The organism is Ferrigenium sp. UT5 (assembly GCF_045866295.1).
Lineage (GTDB): Bacteria > Pseudomonadota > Gammaproteobacteria > Burkholderiales > Gallionellaceae > Sideroxyarcus.
In genome coordinates this window covers 1-15552 of sequence record NZ_BAAFRY010000030.1, presented here as the reverse complement: position 1 = coordinate 15552, position 15552 = coordinate 1, and the positions used below count along the sequence as shown (strand labels likewise).

The window sequence follows — 15552 nt, the reverse complement described above, 5'->3', positions numbered from 1 at the left end:
GTTCTTCCAGGGCTACCGCCCGCAGTTCTACTTCCGCACCACCGACGTGACCGGAGCGGTCGAACTGCCGGCCGGCACCGAGATGGTGATGCCGGGTGACAACGTGAGCATCACGGTGAATCTGATCAACCCGATCGCCATGGAAGAAGGTCTGCGCTTCGCCATCCGCGAGGGCGGCCGTACCGTCGGCGCCGGGGTGGTTGCCAAGATCATCGAGTAAGAAAATGAGAAGGGTGAAGGGCGAAGCGGGGAGGGTTTGACCCTTCTCACTTTTCTCTATCTCCCTTCGCGAGTTTAGGCCAGTAGCTCAATTGGTAGAGTATCGGTCTCCAAAACCGAGGGTTGGGGGTTCGAGACCCTCCTGGCCTGCCAGTTATCAATGTAGAACGGATGTAAATGGCTGACAAAATCAAATTGCTGATCGCTGTGCTGCTGGTTGCAGCCGGGGTGGTCGGCTTCTATGCACTGGCTGATGCGGCGGCGGTATTGCGCGTTGTGGCGGTGCTGTTTGGCGTGTTGGCGGCGACCGGCGTGTTCTGGACATCGACGCAGGGAAAGCGTTTCTTCGGGTTTGCCGGTGAGTCGGTGAACGAGGCGAAACGCGTGGTGTGGCCGACGCGCAAGGAAACGATGCAGACCACCGGGATCGTGATTTTGTTTGCAATCGTGATGGCGCTGTTCCTGTGGGCAGTGGATGCGAGTCTGTTGCTGATCGTCAACAAGTTGATGGGACGGGGGGATTGATGGCCAAGCGTTGGTATGTGGTGCATACGTACTCGCAATTCGAGAAGAGCGTGCAGCGCGCACTGCTGGAACGCATCGAGCGCGCCGGCATGCAGGATATGTTCGGCCAGGTGTTGGTTCCGGTCGAGGAAGTGGTCGAGCTGAAATCGGGCCAGAAAAGCATCAGCGAGCGCAAGTTCTTTCCCGGTTATTTGCTGGTCGAGATGGAGATGACCGACGACACCTGGCACCTGGTCAAGAGTCTGCCCAAGGTGACCGGTTTTCTCGGGGGCAGCGCGATGAAGCCTTCGCCCATTTCGCAGAAGGAAGTGGACACGATCATGCAGCAGATGCAGGCGGGGGTGGAGAAGCCCCGGCCCAAGGTGCTGTTCGAGGTGGGCGAGGCGGTGCGCGTCAAGGAAGGCCCGTTCGCCGACTTCAATGGCTCGGTGGAAGAGGTCAATTACGACAAGAGCAAGCTGCGCGTTGCGGTCACCATTTTTGGCCGCTCGACGCCGGTGGAGTTGAGTTTCGGGCAGGTGGAAAAGGCCTAAAAAGAGGGGAAGGCTATAAGGGGGAAAAGAGACGGGCGCAGTTTGCGGTTGCCCTTCCATCTTCCCGCTTCTTCCTTCCCTGTATTAAACGGGGAGCGTATCGGAGTCGTTGCGATATGCGTTTAACCCACTGAAAAGGAGTCGCAAACATGGCAAAGAAAATCGTCGGCTATATCAAGCTGCAAGTTCCGGCCGGCAAGGCCAATCCCAGTCCTCCCATTGGTCCCGCACTCGGTCAGCGCGGCCTGAACATCATGGAATTCTGCAAGGCGTTCAACGCGCAGACCCAGGGTGTCGAGCCCGGCCTGCCGATCCCGTGCGTGATCACTGCCTATGCGGACAAGAGCTTCACCTTCGTGATGAAGACGCCGCCCGCGACCATTCTGATCAAGAAGGCCGCCGGCGTGCAAAAAGGCAGCAAGACGCCACATACCGACAAGGTCGGCAAGCTGACCCGCCAGCAGGCGGAAGACATCGCCAAGGCGAAGCAGCCCGACCTGACGGCGGCGGATCTGGATGCCGCAGTGCGCACCATCGCCGGCAGCGCGCGCAGCATGGGCATTACCGTGGAAGGGGTGAAATAACATGGCTCAAGTTTCCAAACGCTATAAAGCGATTGCGGCACAAGTCGATCGCAGCAAGTTGTATGGTCTGGATGAAGCACTGAAACTGGTGAAAGAGACCGCCAAGGCCAAGTTCGATGAGTCCATCGACGTTGCGGTGAATCTGGGGATCGATGCGAAGAAATCCGACCAGCTGGTGCGTGGCTCCGTGGTGCTGCCCAAGGGTACCGGCAAGACGGTGCGCGTGGCGGTCTTCGCCCAGGGCGCCAAGGCCGAAGAAGCGAAGGCGGCAGGCGCCGACATCGTAGGGTTCGACGATCTGGCGGAAAGCATCAAGGCCGGCAAGATGGATTTCGATATCGTGATCGCCGCGCCGGACGCCATGCGCATCGTCGGTCAGCTGGGTCAGATTCTCGGCCCGCGCGGCCTGATGCCGAACCCGAAGGTGGGCACGGTTTCCGCCGATGTGGCGGGGGCGGTGAAGAACGCCAAGGCCGGTCAGGTGCAGTACCGCACCGACAAGAACGGCATCATCCAGTGCACCATCGGTCGTGCTTCGTTCGCGCCCGAGGCGCTGCGGGAAAACCTGCTGGCACTGATCGATGCGCTGAACAAGGCGAAGCCGGCCAGCGCCAAGGGGGTGTATCTGAAAAAAGTGGCGATTTCCAGCACCATGGGCGTCGGGATTCGCGTCGAGCAGGCCAGCCTGGCTGCGTAATGTTTCGAATTTGACGGCGGAATTTCTTCTGTCGTCATCAGTTCTTTGGACTGCTGGCGTGGCTGGCAGCATCAAAGACCGTAGGTGTCGGAAGCGCGGTTGGCGGAAGACTTAATTGACGGAAGTTGCGTCTGCCCACGCAGATGGTGTGCCCGCAAGCGGAGAGTGAGATTGATTCCCTGTTTGAGGTCGCGGTCATTAACCCGGACATCTCAAGATGTCCGACATGAAGATGGAGAAAGACTTTGGCTCTTAATCTGCAAGAAAAGCAGGCGGTGGTCGCGGAAGTCAGTGCACAAGTGGCGCAGGCCCAGACGATCGTGCTGGCCGAGTATCGCGGCATCGAAGTCGGCGACATCACCAAATTGCGTGCCAATGCGCGTCAATCTGGGGTGTATCTGCGGGTGTTGAAAAACACGCTCGCGCGCCGTGCGGTGCAGGGCACTCCGTTCGAGGGGTTGGCTGAACAGATGGTGGGGCCGTTGTTGTACGGCATCAGCGCTGACGCAGTCGCCGCCGCGAAAGTGGTGCACGAATTCGCCAGGACGAACGACAAGCTGGTAATCAAGGCGGGTGCCTACAACGGCAAGGTCATGGATGTGGCGGGCGTCAATGCCCTCGCGACCGTGCCTTCCAAGGAAGTGCTGCTGGCGCAACTGCTGGGTCTGTTGCAGTCGCCTGTTTCCGGTCTGGCGCGCGTTATCGCGGCAGTGGCGGAACAGAAAACCGCGACCGCTTAATTTTTTCGAACTCTTAAATTCAGGAAGAACAAAATGGCATTTGATAAAGACGCATTCTTGGTGGCACTGGACGGCATGACCGTGCTGGAACTCAACGAACTGGTGAAGGCGGTCGAAGAGAAATTCGGCGTGTCCGCTGCCGCGATGGCTGCCCCGGCTGCCGGCGGTGCCGCGGGCGGTGCTGCCGCTGCGGCCGAACAAACCGAATTTACCGTGATTCTGAAGGCCGCCGGCGACGCCAAGGTCAATGTGATCAAGGTGGTTCGCGCAATCACCGGCCTGGGCCTGAAAGAAGCCAAGGATCTGGTGGACGGCGCGCCGAAGCCGGTGAAGGAAGGGGTCAACAAGGCGGACGCCGATGCGATCGCCAAGCAGCTGATCGAAGCGGGCGCAACTGCTGAAATCAAGTAAGCACTGGGTTGGGTGAAAGGCTGACGGTTTTGCCGTCAGCCTTTTGCCGCTTCTGAAAAGGAAACTGCAGAACCCGGCCGGAAGCCAGCGGATAGCGAGCGGAATGCGCTTGTTATCCCCTGTCTTCCAGTGTGGCGCCCGAGATGACGGCGCCGTATTTGAGAAATGCAAGCAGGCTCGTGCCGCAAGCGCGGGTTCGCAACCCATGTTGTCCAACTGTCGTGGAGATTATATGAGCTACTCTTTCACCGAAAAAAAACGCATCCGCAAAAGTTTTGCGAAGCGCAAAGGCGCGTTACCGGTGCCCTTCCTCCTGTCCACCCAGTTGGAGTCGTATAGCGCATTTCTGCAGGCCTGGACGCCGGCAGAGCAGCGCAAGAACGAAGGGCTGCAAGCCGCGTTCAATTCCATCTTCCCGATCGAGAGCCACAACAAGTTTGCCCGTCTCGACTTCGTCAGCTATCAGCTGGGCATGCCGCCGTTCGATGTGCGCGAATGCCAGCAGCGCGGTCTGACCTATGCTTCTCCGCTGCGCGCGCGCGTGCGCCTGTCCATCCTCGACAAGGAAGCCTCCAAGCCGACCGTCAAGGAAGTCAAGGAGCAGGAAGTCTATATGGGCGAGATCCCGCTGATGACCAATACCGGCTCCTTCGTGGTCAACGGCACCGAACGCGTCATCGTGTCGCAGCTGCACCGTTCGCCCGGGGTGTTCTTCGAGCATGACCGCGGCAAAACCCACTCCTCCGGCAAGCTGCTGTTTTCCGCGCGCGTGATCCCGTATCGCGGTTCCTGGCTGGACTTCGAGTTCGATGCCAAGGACTTCGTGTATTTCCGCATCGACCGTCGGCGCAAGCTGCCGGCCACCATTCTGCTGAAGTCTCTGGGTTACACCCCGGAACAGATTCTGGCGATGTTCTTCCAGTTCGATACGTTCCATTTCGGCAAGAAGGGCATCCAGTTCGAGGTGGTGCCGGAGCGTCTGCGCGGCGAAATCGCGCGCTTCGACATCGAGGGCAAGGGTGGCAAGCTGATCGTCGCCAAGGACAAGCGCATCACCGTGCGCCATATCCGCGAGATGCAGGAAGCCGGCATCGACAAGCTGACGGTTGCGGAAGACTTCGTGGCCGGCCGGGTGCTTGCCCACAATGTGGTGGACAAGGAGAGCGGCGAGATCATCGCCAATGCCAACGACGAAATCACCGAAGCGCTGCTGGAAACCATGAAGCAGGCCGGGGTGGCGAAGGTCCAGACGCTGTACACCAACGAGCTGGATCAGGGCGCCTACATCTCTCAAACCCTGCGTACCGATGAGACGACCGACCTGTGGACGGCGCGCGTAGCCATCTATCGCATGATGCGCCCCGGCGAACCGCCGACCGAGGATGCGGTGGAAGGATTGTTCAACGGCCTGTTCTTCAACGAAGAACGCTATGACCTGTCCGCCGTCGGCCGCATGAAGTTCAATCGCCGCGTGGGCCGTGCCGAGCTGACCGGAGCGAACACGCTTTCCAACGAGGATATCGTGGAAGTGATCCGGATTCTGGTCGAGCTGCGCAACGGTCGCGGCGAAATCGACGATATCGATCACCTGGGTAACCGCCGCGTGCGCGCGGTGGGCGAGTTGGCCGAGAACCAGTTCCGCGTCGGTCTGGCGCGCGTCGAGCGCGCGGTGAAGGAACGTCTGGGGCAGGCCGAAACGGACAATCTGATGCCGCACGATCTGATCAATGCCAAGCCGATCTCTGCGGCGGTCAAGGAATTCTTCGGTTCCTCGCAACTGTCGCAATTCATGGACCAGACCAACCCGCTGGCGGAAGTGACGCACAAGCGCCGCATTTCCGCGCTGGGACCGGGCGGTCTGACGCGCGAACGTGCCGGCTTCGAGGTGCGCGACGTGCATCCGACCCACTATGGCCGCGTGTGTCCGATCGAAACGCCGGAAGGCCCGAACATCGGCCTGATCAACTCGCTGGCACTGTATGCGCGTACCAACTCGTACGGCTTCATCGAAACGCCGTATCGCCGGGTATCCAAGAGCCGCGCCACGGATGATGTGGATTATCTGTCGGCCATCGAGGAAGGCAACTTCACCATCGCCCAGGCGAACGCCGAACTGGACAAGAAGGGGCACTTCACCAACGACATCGTGTCGGCACGGCAGCACAACGAGTTCGTATTGGCCGAACCCGAGAATATCGAATACATGGATGTGGCGCCCGCACAGGTGGTATCGGTGGCGGCTTCGCTCATTCCATTCCTGGAACACGATGACGCGAACCGCGCCTTGATGGGTGCGAACATGTCACGCCAGGCCGTGCCCTGCCTGCGTGCCGAGAAGGCCCTGGTCGGTACCGGCATCGAGCGCACTGTGGCGGTGGACTCTGGTACGGCGGTACAGGCCTGGCGCGGCGGTCGTGTCGATTACGTTGATTCCGGACGTATCGTGGTGCGGGTGAACGACGACGAGACGGTGGCCGGCGAGGTCGGCGTGGACATCTACAATTTGACCAAGTACACCCGTTCCAACCAGAACACCAACATCAACCAGCGTCCGCTGGTGCGCGTGGGCGACGTGATCGCGCGTGGCGATGTCGTGGCGGACGGCGCATCGACCGACATGGGCGAGCTGGCGCTGGGGCAGAACATGATGATCGCCTTCATGCCGTGGAACGGTTACAACTTCGAAGACTCGATCATGATCTCCGAGCGCGTGGTGGCGGAAGACCGCTTCACCTCGATCCATATCGAGGAACTGACGGTGATGGCGCGCGATACCAAGCTGGGCACGGAAGAGATCACGCGCGACATTCCCAACCTGTCCGAAGCGCAGATGGCGCGTCTGGACGAGTGCGGTATCGTGCACATCGGGGCGGAAGTCGGGGTGGGCGACGTGCTGGTGGGCAAGGTCACGCCGAAGGGCGAGACCCAGCTGACCCCGGAAGAGAAGCTGCTGCGTGCCATCTTCGGCGAAAAGGCATCCGACGTGAAGGACACCTCGCTGCGCGTCAAGGCCGGCATCTCCGGCACGGTCATCGACGTGCAGGTGTTCACCCGCGAAGGGCTGCAGCGCGACAAGCGCGCGCAACAGATCATCGACGACGAACTGGCGCGCTACAAGAAAGACCTGGCCGACCAGATGCGCATTGTCGAGGCCGACGCGTTCGCGCGCCTGGAGAAAATGCTGCACAACAAGGTCGCCAACGGCGGGCCGAAAAAGCTGGCCAAGGGCACGAAGCTCAACAAGGAATATCTGCACAGCGTTGAACATCACCAGTGGTTCGACATCCGCGTGGCTGACGACGAAGTGGCGTCACAGATGGAGCAGATCAAAGAAGCCTTGGCGCAGAAGCGGGTGGAGTTCGACGCCGCGTTCGAGTTGAAGAAGAAGAAGCTGACCCAGGGCGACGAGTTGCAAGCCGGCGTGCAGAAGATGGTCAAGGTCTATGTGGCGGTCAAGCGCCGCCTGCAGCCCGGCGACAAGATGGCCGGTCGCCACGGTAACAAGGGTGTGGTATCGCGCATCGTGCCGGTGGAAGACATGCCGCACATGGCCGACGGTACGCCGGTGGATATCGTGCTGAACCCGCTCGGCGTGCCGTCGCGGATGAACATCGGCCAGGTGCTGGAAGTCCACCTCGGCTGGGCGGCCAAGGGACTCGGCAGGAAGATCGCCGACATGTTGGCGGCACAAGCCAAGATCGCCGATCTGCGCAAGTTCCTCGGCAAGATATACACGGGTGAACAGGCGGAAGAAATTGCCTCGTTCAGCGACGAGGAAGTGGTCGAAATGTGCCGCAACCTGCGCGAGGGCGTGCCGTTTGCAACCCCGGTGTTTGACGGCGCCAGCGAGGAAGAGATCAAGGAATTGCTGGCGCTTGCGGATCTGCCGACCTCGGGCCAGATCCAGTTGTACGACGGGCGCACCGGCGATGCTTTCGACCGCAAGGTGACCGTGGGTTACATGCACGTGCTCAAGCTGCACCACCTGGTTGACGACAAGATGCACGCGCGTTCGACCGGTCCGTACAGCCTGGTCACCCAGCAACCGCTGGGCGGCAAGGCGCAGTTCGGCGGCCAGCGCTTCGGCGAGATGGAAGTGTGGGCGCTGGAAGCTTACGGGGCGGCCTACATCCTGCAGGAAATGCTGACCGTGAAGTCGGATGACGTGAACGGCCGTACCAAGGTGTACGAGAACATCGTCAAGGGCGACCACAAGATCGACGCCGGCATGCCCGAGTCGTTCAACGTGCTCACCAAGGAAATCCGTTCGCTGGGTATCGACATCGATCTGGAACGTCATTAAGACCGCTGCGAATAGAAAACAAGGAGCTACCACATGAAATCAATTTTGGATCTGTTCAAGCAAGTCACGCAAAAGGAAGAGTTCGACGCGATCAAGATCGGTCTGGCCTCTCCCGAGAAGATCCGTTCGTGGTCCTACGGCGAAGTGAAGAAGCCGGAGACCATCAACTACCGCACGTTCAAGCCCGAGCGCGACGGTCTGTTCTGCGCCAAGATCTTCGGCCCGGTGAAGGACTATGAGTGTCTGTGCGGCAAGTACAAGCGTCTCAAGCATCGCGGCGTGATCTGCGAGAAGTGCGGCGTGGAAGTCACCTTGTCCAAGGTGCGCCGCGAGCGCATGGGTCACATCGAACTGGCCTCGCCGGTCGCCCACATCTGGTTCCTGAAGTCGCTGCCGTCGCGTCTGGGCATGGTGCTGGACATGACCCTGCGCGACATCGAGCGCGTGCTGTACTTCGAAGCCTTTGTCGTGACCGAGCCCGGCATGACGCCGTTGAATCGCGGCCAGTTGTTGTCGGAAGATGACTACATCGCCAAGATCGAAGAGTACGGCGACGAGTTCACCGCCCTGATGGGGGCGGAGGGTGTACGTGCCCTGTTGCACGCATTGGATGTGCCGGCTGAAGTGGAGAAGATTCGCGCCGAACTGGAAGCGACCGGCTCCGAGACCAAGATCAAGAAATATGCCAAGCGCCTGAAGGTGCTGGAAGCCTTCATGCAGTCCGGCATCAAGCCGGAGTGGATGGTGATGGAAGTGCTGCCGGTGCTGCCGCCGGAACTGCGTCCGCTGGTGCCGCTGGACGGCGGCCGTTTCGCGACCTCCGATCTGAACGATCTGTATCGTCGTGTCATCAACCGCAACAACCGCCTGCGCCGCCTGTTGGAACTGAAGGCCCCGGACATCATCGTGCGCAACGAGAAGCGCATGCTGCAGGAATCGGTTGACTCGCTGCTGGATAATGGCCGTCGCGGCAAGGCGATGACCGGCGCCAACAAGCGTCCGCTGAAGTCGCTGGCCGACATGATCAAGGGCAAGGGCGGTCGTTTCCGCCAGAACCTGCTGGGCAAGCGCGTGGACTACTCGGGTCGTTCCGTGATCGTGGTGGGACCGCAGCTCAAACTGCATCAGTGCGGTCTGCCCAAGAAGATGGCGCTGGAACTGTTCAAGCCGTTCATCTTCGAGCGTCTGGAAAAGATGGGACTGGCCACCACGATCAAGGCCGGCAAGCGCATGGTCGAGGCGGAAGAGCCTGTCGTGTGGGACATCCTGGAAGAAGTCATCCGTGAACATCCGGTGATGCTGAACCGTGCGCCGACGCTGCACCGTCTGGGTATCCAGGCATTCGAGCCGATCCTGATCGAAGGCAAGGCGATCCAGCTGCATCCGCTGGTCTGTTCCGCATTCAACGCCGACTTCGACGGCGACCAGATGGCGGTGCACGTGCCCCTGTCGCTGGAAGCGCAGATGGAAGCGCGCACCCTGATGCTGGCCTCGAACAACGTGCTGTCGCCCGCCAACGGCGAGCCGATCATCGTGCCGTCGCAGGATATCGTGCTGGGTCTGTACTACATGACGCGCGAGAAGGTCGGCGCGCTGGGCGAAGGCGCCATGCTGGCCGATGTGTCCGAAGTGTTGCGCGCCTATCGCTCCGGCCACGTTGATCTGCAAGCCAAGGTGCTGGTGCGTATCAAGGAGACCGTCAAGAACGAAGCCGGCGACAAGGAAGACAAGTACACCCGTTACGAGACCACCGTCGGGCGTGCCATTCTGTCCGAGTTGCTGCCGCCCAATCTGCCATTCAGCTTTGTCAACAAGGCGCTGAAGAAGAAAGAGATCTCGCGCCTGATCAATGCCAGTTTCCGCCGTTGCGGGCTGCGCGACACGGTGATCATGGCCGACCAGCTGATGTACACCGGCTTTGCCTACGCGACCCGCGCCGGCATCTCCATCTGCGTGGATGACATGCTGGTGCCGCAACAGAAGAATCAACTGATCGAGGCGGCCGAGAAGGAAGTGCACGAAATCCACACCCAGTACACCTCGGGTCTGGTGACGCAAGGCGAGCGTTACAACAAGGTGGTGGATATCTGGGGCCGCACCGGCGACCAGGTCGCCAAGGCGATGATGGATCAGCTCGGGGTGGAACCGGTGCTGGATCGCCTGACGGGCGAGGCCCTGTTTGACAAGAAGGGCAAGGCGATCACCCAGGAGTCGTTCAACTCCATCTACATGATGGCGGACTCCGGCGCACGCGGCTCGGCGGCGCAGATCCGCCAGTTGTCCGGGATGCGCGGCCTGATGGCGAAACCGGACGGCTCGATCATCGAGACGCCGATTACCGCGAACTTCCGCGAAGGCCTGAACATGCTGCAGTACTTCATCTCCACCCACGGCGCGCGCAAGGGCTTGGCGGATACCGCGCTGAAGACGGCTAACTCAGGCTACCTGACCCGTCGTCTGGTCGATGTGACCCAGGATTTGGTGGTGATCGAAGAGGATTGCGGTACCGAAAACGGGCGCTCGATGAAAGCGCTGGTCGAGGGGGGCGAAGTGATCGAGGCCTTGCGCGACCGCATTCTGGGACGCGTGGTGGCGGCGGATGTCGTCAATCCGGATACCGCAGAGACCTTGTATGAGGCCGGCACTTTGCTGGACGAGGACAAAGTGGAGCAAATCGAGGCGCTGGGCATCGACGAGGTGCGCGTACGCACCCCGCTGACCTGCGATACGCGCTACGGTCTGTGCGCCAAGTGCTATGGCCGCGATCTCGGGCGCGGCGGACTGGTCAACGTGGGCGAGGCGGTCGGCGTGATCGCGGCGCAATCCATCGGCGAACCGGGCACCCAGCTCACCATGCGCACCTTCCACATCGGCGGTGCGGCATCGCGTACCGTGGTGGCCAGCCAGGTGGAAAGCAAGTCGCAGGGCGCCATCAAATACAGTCCGAACATGCGCACCGTGACCACCGCCTCGGGCGGCCTGGTCGTGGTGGCGCGTTCCGGCGAGGTGCTGATCGTGGATGACCACGGTCGCGAGCGCGAACGGCATAAGGTGCCTTATGGCGCGAATCTGGCGGCGCAGGAAGGGGCGAGTGTCAAGGCCGGGGTGGTGCTGGCGACCTGGGATCCGCATACCCGTCCGATCATCACCGAGTACGCGGGTCAGGTGCGCTTCGAGAATATCGAGGAAGGCTCCACCGTGGCCAAACAGATCGACGAAGTGACCGGCCTGTCCACGCTGGTCGTCATCGACCCGAAACGCTCCACGTCAACCAAGGGCGGACGCCCGCTGGTGCGACTGCTGGATGACAAGGGCAGCGAGATCAAGATTTCCGGTACCGATACCGCCATCTCGGTGGCGTTCCAGATCGGCTCCATCATCACCGTGGAAGACGGCCAACATGTGGGCGTGGGCGATGTGCTGGCCCGTATCCCGCAGGAATCCTCCAAGACGCGCGACATCACCGGCGGTCTGCCGCGGGTGGCCGAGCTGTTCGAGGCGCGTTCGCCGAAAGACGCGGGCATGCTGGCGGAAGTCACCGGCACCGCATCGTTCGGCAAGGAGACCAAGGGCAAGCAGCGTCTGGTCATCACCGATGTGGAGGGTGTGGCACACGAGTTCCTGATCCCGAAAGAGAAGCACGTGCTGGTGCACGATGGCCAGGTGGTGAACCAGGGCGAGATGATCGTGGACGGCCCGGCCGACCCGCACGACATCCTGCGCCTGCTCGGCATCGAGGCGCTGGCGCGCTATATCACCGACGAAGTGCAGGATGTGTACCGCCTGCAAGGGGTGAAGATCAACGACAAGCACATTGAGGTGATCGTGCGCCAGATGCTGCGCCGTGTCCTGATCGTGGATGCGGGGGAGACGACCTTCATTCCGAACGAGCAGGTCGAGCGAGCCGAGTTGCTGAAGGAGAACGAGCGCGTCGAGGCGGAAGGCAAGCGTCCGGCGACATTCCAGTATGTGTTGCTGGGGATTACCAAGGCCTCGCTGTCCACCGATTCGTTTATCTCTGCCGCGTCGTTCCAGGAGACCACGCGCGTGCTGACCGAGGCGGCGATCATGGGCAAGCGGGACGAGCTGCGCGGCCTGAAGGAGAACGTCATCGTCGGCCGGCTGATCCCGGCGGGCACGGGGTTGGCCTATCACGTGTTTCGCCGCAAGCAGCGTCTGGGGCTCGATGTGGCCAATGGCGCCGGATTGCAGGAACTGGAAAGCAGTGCAGAAGCGCAGGAAGGCGTGTAGTTTCCTTGACAGTTCACTCTTGCATCAATAGAATGCGCGGTCTTTTTAGTCCGTGCATTTCTGTTGGGCGGATTTGCAGCGCTTTGCTGCGATGCAGTTTTTGCAAAAAAGCAGCGTTTTTATAACCAAAAGTATTCAGGAAGCGAAGATAAAAGATGCCAACAATTAACCAGTTAGTGCGCAAGCCCCGGACGACGGAAGTCATCAAGAGCAAGGTGCCTGCGCTTGCCGGCAGCCCGCAAAAACGCGGCGTCTGCACGCGTGTCTATACCACGACACCGAAGAAGCCGAACTCTGCGCTGCGCAAGGTAGCGAAAGTGCGTTTGGTCAACGGTTTCGAGGTGATCTCCTACATCGGCGGCGAAGGCCACAATCTGCAGGAGCACAGCGTAGTGTTGCTGCGCGGCGGCCGGGTCAAGGACTTGCCGGGTGTGCGCTACCACATGGTGCGCGGCAGCCTGGATACGGCGGGCGTGAAGGATCGCAAGCAGTCCCGTTCGAAGTACGGCGCGAAGCGTCCGAAAAAAGCGTAATTCAAACTAGACAGAAATAACCGAGGTAGCGAAATGCCAAGACGTAGAGAAGTCCCCAAGCGCGAAGTTCTGCCCGACCCAAAATTCGGTAACCAGGATCTTTCCAAGTTCGTCAACGTGCTGATGACCGACGGCAAGAAGTCGGTGGCCGAGCGCATTTTGTATGGTGCGCTGGCGCAGGTTGGCAAGAAGAGCGGCAAGGACCCGATCGAGGTGTTCAATCTCGCGCTGAACAACGCCAAGCCGCAGGTGGAAGTGAAAAGTCGCCGCGTCGGCGGTGCCAACTACCAGGTTCCGGTTGAGGTGCGTCCGTCGCGTCGCATGGCGCTGGCCATGCGCTGGCTGAAGGATTTTGCGCGCAAACGCGGCGAGAAGTCGATGGACATGCGCCTGGCGGGCGAGTTGATCGATGCTTCCGAGGGTCGTGGCGGCGCAGTCAAGAAGCGTGAGGAAGTTCACCGCATGGCCGAGGCCAACAAGGCATTCTCGCACTTCCGTTTCTAATCAAGAATCCAGAGTCAGGTAATCATCGTGGCACGTAAAACACCAATCGAACGCTATCGCAATATCGGCATCAGTGCGCACATTGATGCGGGCAAAACCACCACCACCGAGCGCATCCTGTTTTATACAGGAGTGAATCACAAGATCGGCGAGGTGCACGATGGTGCGGCCACGATGGACTGGATGGAGCAGGAGCAGGAGCGCGGCATCACCATCACTTCCGCCGCGACGACCTGTTTCTGGCGGGGCATGGAAAACAATTTCGCCGAGCACCGCTTCAACATCATCGACACCCCGGGGCACGTGGACTTTACCATCGAGGTGGAGCGCTCCATGCGCGTGCTGGACGGCGCCTGCATGGTGTATTGCGCGGTCGGTGGTGTTCAGCCCCAATCCGAAACGGTGTGGCGTCAGGCCAACAAGTATCACGTGCCACGCTTGGCGTTCGTGAACAAGATGGACCGCTCCGGCGCCAACTTCTTCAAGGTGGTTGACCAGATGCAGACCCGCCTGAAGGCGAGTCCGGTTCCCATCGTGATCCCCATCGGCGCGGAAGATAATTTCGTCGGCGTGGTTGACCTGATCAAGATGAAGGCGATTTACTGGGATGAAGCCTCGCAGGGCATGAAGTTCGACTACCGCGAGGTTCCGGCCGAGTTGCTTGCCACGGCCCAGGAGTGGCGCGAGAAGATGGTCGAATCCGCTGCAGAAGCTTCGGAAGAGCTGATGAACGCCTATCTGGAAAATGGCGATTTGAGCCAGGATCAGATCATTCTTGGTTTGCGTACCCGGACCATTGCCTGCGAAATCCAGCCGATGTTGTGCGGCTCTGCTTTCAAGAACAAGGGCGTGCAGCGCATGCTGGATGCGGTGGTCGAGCTGCTGCCGTCCCCGGTGGATATTCCCGATGTGAAGGGCGAGACCGAAGCGGGTGAGCCGGCCAGTCGCAAGGCCGACGATAGCGAAAAATTCTCCGCACTGGCGTTCAAGTTGATGTCCGATCCGTTTGTGGGGCAGCTGACTTTCGTGCGCGTGTATTCCGGTGTGCTGAAAAAAGGTGACACGGTTTATAACCCGGTGCGCGGCAGGAAAGAGCGTATCGGTCGTATCGTGCAGATGCACGCCAACGAGCGGCAGGAGATTGACGAGATTCTGGCGGGCGATATTGCTGCCTGTATCGGCCTGAAGGAAGTGACCACCGGCGAGACGTTGTGCGACCCGGACAAGCCGATCATTCTGGTGCGCATGGTGTTCCCGGATCCGGTGATTCACGTCGCCGTCGAGCCGAAGACCAAGGCCGACCAGGAAAAGATGGGCCTGGCGCTCGGGCGCCTGGCGCAGGAGGATCCTTCCTTCCGCGTGCGCACCGACGAAGAGTCGGGGCAAACCATCATTTCCGGCATGGGCGAATTGCACCTGGAAATTCTGGTGGACCGCATGAAGCGCGAGTTTGGCGTTGAAGCGAATGTGGGTGCGCCGCAGGTGGCCTACCGCGAAGCCATCCGCAAGCCGGTCGAAATCGAAGGCAAGTACGCCAAACAGACGGGTGGCCGCGGTCAATACGGTCACGTTTGGCTGAAGATGGAGCCGAACGAGGCCGGCAAGGGTTTTGAATTCGTCGATGCGATCAAGGGGGGTACCGTGCCGCGCGAATTCATTCCGGCGGTGGAAAAAGGTTTGCGCGAAACGCTGCCGAGCGGTGTGCTGGCCGGCTTCCCGGTGGTGGACGTCAAGGTTACTTTGTTTGACGGTTCCTATCACGATGTGGACTCCAACGAGAATGCCTTCAAGATGGCGGCCTCGATGGCCTTCAAGGATGGCATGCGCAAGGCGAATCCCGTACTGCTCGAGCCGATGATGTCGGTGGAAGTCGAAACGCCGGAGGACTATACCGGCACGGTGATGGGCGACCTGTCTTCCCGTCGCGGCATGGTGCAGGGCATGGATGACATGGTCGGTGGCGGCAAAGCGGTGAAGGCGGAAGTGCCTTTGTCCGAGATGTTCGGTTATTCGACGTCGTTGCGTTCCGCCACCCAGGGCCGCGCGACCTACACCATGGAATTCAAGCACTACGCCGAGGCGCCGAAGAACGTCGCCGAAGCCATCATGAACAAGAAATAAATTTTGATTTAGAGGACGACTATCATGGCAAAGAGCAAATTTGAACGTACCAAACCGCACGTAAACGTCGGCACGATTGGCCACGTTGACCACGGCAAGACCACCCTGACGGCGGCGATCACCACCGTGCT

At 60.4% G+C, this 15552-nt stretch carries 12 protein-coding genes, 1 tRNA gene and 1 pseudogene; all 14 read left to right on the top strand.

The window, feature by feature from the left end:
- Positions 1–220, top strand: a pseudogene (tuf, locus tag ACKTSJ_RS10220) (elongation factor Tu); the annotation flags it as partial.
- 76 nt (positions 221–296) lie between these two features.
- Positions 297–372, top strand: a tRNA-Trp gene (locus ACKTSJ_RS10215).
- Between the two features lie 24 nt (positions 373–396).
- The gene (gene secE, locus ACKTSJ_RS10210) at positions 397–744 is read left to right on the top strand and encodes a preprotein translocase subunit SecE (RefSeq protein ID WP_407899916.1); all 348 of its coding nucleotides are present in this window, start codon (positions 397–399) and stop codon (positions 742–744) included.
- On the top strand, positions 744–1277 hold the full coding sequence (gene nusG / locus ACKTSJ_RS10205) for a transcription termination/antitermination protein NusG (protein WP_407899914.1): 534 nt from the start codon (positions 744–746) through the stop codon (positions 1275–1277). Before secE ends, nusG begins: the two co-directional genes overlap by 1 nt.
- A gap of 149 nt (positions 1278–1426) precedes the next feature.
- A complete protein-coding gene (rplK, locus tag ACKTSJ_RS10200) occupies positions 1427–1861 on the top strand; it encodes a 50S ribosomal protein L11 (protein WP_407899912.1) in 435 nt (144 codons plus the stop codon).
- Between the two features lies 1 nt (position 1862).
- Positions 1863–2558: a 50S ribosomal protein L1 gene (gene rplA, locus ACKTSJ_RS10195; protein WP_407899910.1), complete on the top strand. Its 696-nt coding sequence runs from the start codon at positions 1863–1865 to the stop codon at positions 2556–2558.
- Positions 2559–2803: 245 nt separating this feature from the next.
- Positions 2804–3298: a 50S ribosomal protein L10 gene (rplJ, locus tag ACKTSJ_RS10190; protein ID WP_407899908.1), complete on the top strand. Its 495-nt coding sequence runs from the start codon at positions 2804–2806 to the stop codon at positions 3296–3298.
- Between the two features lie 33 nt (positions 3299–3331).
- Positions 3332–3709: a 50S ribosomal protein L7/L12 gene (gene rplL / locus ACKTSJ_RS10185; RefSeq protein ID WP_407899906.1), complete on the top strand. Its 378-nt coding sequence runs from the start codon at positions 3332–3334 to the stop codon at positions 3707–3709.
- Positions 3710–3941: 232 nt separating this feature from the next.
- On the top strand, positions 3942–8012 hold the full coding sequence (gene rpoB, locus ACKTSJ_RS10180) for a DNA-directed RNA polymerase subunit beta (protein ID WP_407899904.1): 4071 nt from the start codon (positions 3942–3944) through the stop codon (positions 8010–8012).
- A 33-nt stretch (positions 8013–8045) separates the two neighbouring features.
- Entirely contained in the window at positions 8046–12263 is a 4218-nt protein-coding gene (rpoC, locus tag ACKTSJ_RS10175) for a DNA-directed RNA polymerase subunit beta' (protein WP_407899902.1), read from the top strand.
- 155 nt (positions 12264–12418) lie between these two features.
- Positions 12419–12796, top strand: coding sequence for a 30S ribosomal protein S12 (gene rpsL / locus ACKTSJ_RS10170; protein ID WP_407899900.1), 378 nt, complete (start codon positions 12419–12421; stop codon positions 12794–12796).
- Between the two features lie 33 nt (positions 12797–12829).
- Entirely contained in the window at positions 12830–13300 is a 471-nt protein-coding gene (gene rpsG, locus ACKTSJ_RS10165) for a 30S ribosomal protein S7 (RefSeq protein WP_407899898.1), read from the top strand.
- Positions 13301–13327: 27 nt separating this feature from the next.
- Positions 13328–15421 carry an elongation factor G gene (gene fusA, locus ACKTSJ_RS10160; protein WP_407899896.1) on the top strand — a complete coding sequence of 698 codons (2094 nt, stop codon included), beginning with the start codon at positions 13328–13330 and terminating at the stop codon, positions 15419–15421.
- Positions 15422–15445: 24 nt separating this feature from the next.
- Positions 15446–15552 (top strand): GTP-binding protein (locus ACKTSJ_RS10155; RefSeq protein ID WP_407899918.1); only part of this gene is annotated, 107 nt, incomplete at its 3' end.

Excerpts from the sequence above, each read along its gene's own strand:
- secE (WP_407899916.1), top strand. The coding sequence starts at position 397 with ATGGCTGACAAAATCAAATTGCTGATCGCTGTGCTGCTGGTTGCAGCC.
- nusG (WP_407899914.1), top strand. The coding sequence starts at position 744 with ATGGCCAAGCGTTGGTATGTGGTGCATACGTACTCGCAATTCGAGAAG.
- rplK (WP_407899912.1), top strand. The coding sequence starts at position 1,427 with ATGGCAAAGAAAATCGTCGGCTATATCAAGCTGCAAGTTCCGGCCGGC.
- rplA (WP_407899910.1), top strand. The coding sequence starts at position 1,863 with ATGGCTCAAGTTTCCAAACGCTATAAAGCGATTGCGGCACAAGTCGAT.
- rplL (WP_407899906.1), top strand. The coding sequence starts at position 3,332 with ATGGCATTTGATAAAGACGCATTCTTGGTGGCACTGGACGGCATGACC.
- rpoB (WP_407899904.1), top strand. The coding sequence starts at position 3,942 with ATGAGCTACTCTTTCACCGAAAAAAAACGCATCCGCAAAAGTTTTGCG.
- rpoC (WP_407899902.1), top strand. The coding sequence starts at position 8,046 with ATGAAATCAATTTTGGATCTGTTCAAGCAAGTCACGCAAAAGGAAGAG.
- rpsL (WP_407899900.1), top strand. The coding sequence starts at position 12,419 with ATGCCAACAATTAACCAGTTAGTGCGCAAGCCCCGGACGACGGAAGTC.
- rpsG (WP_407899898.1), top strand. The coding sequence starts at position 12,830 with ATGCCAAGACGTAGAGAAGTCCCCAAGCGCGAAGTTCTGCCCGACCCA.